Here is a 3,582-nt window from a genome sequence, read left to right as displayed (position 1 = left end):
TATGTGGACGGCCGTTTAAGCGCAATACCTCATATTGTTCTCCCGATGTCATTTCCAAAACGTATTATTCTACCGGCTGGATGATGAATACCGATTTAACGCGAAGACCCGGTCAGATGCGCTCTTATGTCCGGCCTGTTTATGCGACTTTATGCGCTGGCCATCATGGGTGTGCGCTCACGTGTCAGGCACCAATCTCGTATCGCGTGCTCAGGGGCACAGACGGTCGAACGGTATGGCCTGAACTGTTGCTGAATGACAGTCTTCCCATCACGTCGGTTCGTACATACTGCCGGATCTACCGGAGCAAGCTCCGGTGTCCATCGTTCTGCTGGTGCAGGTCAGCCTGCTGAAACACTGACACCAGCCGGACGATAGATCTCTTTACGTGACAACAACGCCCAGATGATACGAGCCATTTTATTGGCAAGTGCAACTGTTGCCAGACGCCTTGGACGACGCGCCATGAGTTCGCATAGCCACTGACCCGCAGCGCTATCCCACTTATGGGCACGATGAAGCATGGCCGTCGCACCAAGAACCAGCAACGTTCTTATCTGCCGGTTGCCCGTTTTGGTAATCCTGCCCAGACGGGTTTTACCGCCGGTAGAATGCTGACGAGGCACAAGCCCAAGCCAGGCGGCAAAATGGCGCGCAGAGGCGAAGGAGCCAATATCCGCGACCGAGGCGACAATCAGAGAAGCCGTTATGGGACCGACCCCAGGGATGGTCATCAATCGACGCGCATCCTCATCGCTTTTTGCACGCGCCCGGATCTGCACTTCCAAAGTATCAATGCTCTGAGCGACCTTTTCATAATGATCAAATAACAACATGGCACTCTGCTTCATGGCAGCAGGCAGGTCGGCTGATGTCTCTATTTTTGCCATCAGTTCTGGCAGATGGCGTGTGCCCAGAGGGGCTATCAGCCCGAACTCGGAAGCAAGAGCCCGTAACGCATTACTCAGCATGGTCTGCTGTTTGACCAGAAGAGCGCGGGTAGAATGCAGTGACAAGATACCTTGCTGCTCTTCGCTCTTGATCGGAACACACATCGTATCAGGATGAGACGCCGCCATGCAGATCGCAGCCGCATCAACAGCGTCGTTTTTCTTGCCTTTTTTGACAAATGATTTGACCCGATCAGGAGGAACCAGTCTGACATCATGACCAATCCTGCTGATCACCCGTGCCCAGTAATGAGCTGACCCGCAGGCTTCCAGAACAACTTCACATGGGTCAAGTTTTGCAAAAAATGCTGAAACTTCACTGCGACCAAGCTTGCGCTTGAAAACGCACTTTCCATTTGCGTCAGCCCCATGAGCCTGAAAAACGGATTTGGCAATATCAAGGCCAATTATGCTAGCTTTCATACGGGCGGTCTCCTCCTGATGGTCAGTGAACCTCCATCATGGCACATTGATGCCGCAGGGAGGCCGTCCACCCCATCTCGTGAATAAGATGGGCTAACTGTTGGGGGCATAAAATGCCATGGATTCATCAAATCTATAAAATGAATCATCTATATAAATTATTTTATATAGATGATAGTTTTTCATAAAATCAGGAAGAAGTTTTCCTTCCTCCCTTTTATATAAATCTCCTACCTGAAAAGGATATTCAATAATACCAAATTCTTTATTCCTAATCATATCATTGAATATTTTTTTGTTTCCATTCATTTGTAGATATTGACCAAGATTAAACATATCTACCGTATAAGGTTCACCTGCCCAATAACAGATTGACAGCATACGGCACGCAGCAGGCCGGCTGTTTGATCTTAATAAACTATAAACAGCATTCCATTTCTCCTGTTCCTCCGGTATGCGGCGTATGTCATTAATGCTTCCGGGCAAGTGTGTAATGCTTTTAATGACGGGAGGCGTGATGGCCAGTATCGTCAATAATATCATGCTCGGCTTTCTGTATCCCTGCCATTTCTGTGGGAAGACAGATGCACCCATGGCAATGACAATGCCCAGGGCAAGGACGGTATCGATATGGGCATTTTCAGACACGCCATCTCCTACTTTCTGGGAGACGCCCAACGCAAAACATACCAAAAAAATAATTATCAGGAATTGCCTTAGTTTTTTATCTTTTATTCCAATAAGGCAGGGAATGGCAGCGATATAAAGCGTCAGGGTATGCTTAATGGAAAAATCTGTATTGAATAGTAATGATATAGAAATGACGCGCGGATGAAAAAATACATCGGATATTATATCGCTACCAAACATTAACTTCAGGTAAACGAAGGCCATGACTGAAAATAATATACCAGACACACACCACGTATAAAATAATTTTTTGTTATTGAAAAACAATACAATGGTTATGACAAGCGGGATGGAAATTTCATTATGTTTTGCAGTGCCGGCCAGTACGGAGAGGAACGCCGCCAAGCATATTATAAAATAATTACTTTTCCTGTCATTCCAAAGACAGTCTATCGCCAGGAGCAGTGACAATAAAACAAAAAATATGCTGACCCATTGCGGATCATTCGTGGCAAACCACCAGCCGAAATATGCTACTGTATAAAGAAATGGTATGAAAAATGCCAGTATCATCCCAATGGGTTTTGCTCCCAACGATCTGACGCATAAGCTACATACAATACACGACAAAAGCTGAAAGGTGACACTGACTATCCTTCCAGCGACCATAACATCGTGCGTTACGTATTTACTGAAATAGCCAACCAGGTAGAATGACAGTGGTGGATAATTATTGAAAATCAGGCCGTTTTCAGGGTCTGGATAAAGGGGGCCCAATGCCGGGTTAATAACCCGATCAATCTGATAGGCGTTCCATCCTTCATTCTGCGCAAGAGGGATGTGATTGAAAATCTCGGAAAATGGGAAGATCACTAAAAATACAGTAGCGACAATCAAGATAGATAATATGACATACGTAAATATATCTATTTTCTTTCCTGTCAGTAACGAACTTTCCATTATGCTTCCACCAGATAGATCAATAGACGGCCTGATTAACTTTAATGACCTTACAAATATTACATTTATATGTAAAGAGAAATAATATTGCCTTTTTATAGTATAGATTTAAATAATTAAAATAATTTACAAATGAGTAAATTAAATTATCAAAATAATACAATAAAACTCTTGCTCGCCTATTGGCGGGCAAGAGGCTGGCATCGGCCAACCATGCCAGGATCAATGCTTCTTGACCCATTGAACGTGGCTCATACCAACCATTGTTTGGCCTGACTCACGGGGTACCCATCGGTTTAAAAATGTGATTCATAGGATGCAGACCATTCTCTGAAGGAGGCATTCTGGATGGGCAGCCCTCTATCCCTGCGTGACGATCATGATAGTTCGGAGTTGCGACGCCTTGCGCGCAGAAGCCGGCATGCGGGTCAGTCGCGTCGCCTGTTGGCGCTTGCGGCGATTTATGATGGCGCCTCGCGCGGCGAGGCGGCCCTGCTTGCGGGGACAGACCGTCAGAGTATCCGTGACTGGGTGCTGCGTTTCAATGCGGATGGCCCGGATGGCCTTGTGGATCGTCATGGCGGGGGACAGAAAGCCCGCCTGACACAGGAGATGCTGT

The 3,582-nt window shown here is 46.4% G+C and carries 3 protein-coding genes; 1 reads left to right on the top strand and 2 read right to left on the bottom strand.

Annotated features, from left to right (window positions below):
* Positions 1-341: 341 nt before the first annotated feature.
* Both GEU01_RS20050 and GEU01_RS20045 read right to left on the bottom strand, forming a co-directional pair.
* Positions 342-1,373, bottom strand: a complete 1,032-nt coding sequence (locus tag GEU01_RS20050; protein ID WP_026018748.1) for an IS110 family RNA-guided transposase — start codon at positions 1,371-1,373, stop codon at positions 342-344.
* Positions 1,374-1,466: 93 nt separating this feature from the next.
* The gene (locus GEU01_RS20045) at positions 1,467-2,963 is read right to left on the bottom strand and encodes a hypothetical protein (protein WP_019087469.1); all 1,497 of its coding nucleotides are present in this window, start codon (positions 2,961-2,963) and stop codon (positions 1,467-1,469) included.
* Between the two features lie 348 nt (positions 2,964-3,311).
* Between GEU01_RS20045 and GEU01_RS20040 the strand changes: the two genes are divergently transcribed.
* The coding region (locus tag GEU01_RS20040) for a helix-turn-helix domain-containing protein (RefSeq protein WP_026018770.1) at positions 3,312-3,582 on the top strand (271 nt) is incomplete at its 3' end.

It is taken from the genome of Komagataeibacter europaeus LMG 18890 (genome assembly GCF_000285295.1).
GTDB lineage: Bacteria > Pseudomonadota > Alphaproteobacteria > Acetobacterales > Acetobacteraceae > Komagataeibacter > Komagataeibacter europaeus.
This window is presented reverse-complemented; position numbering and strand designations above follow the sequence as displayed.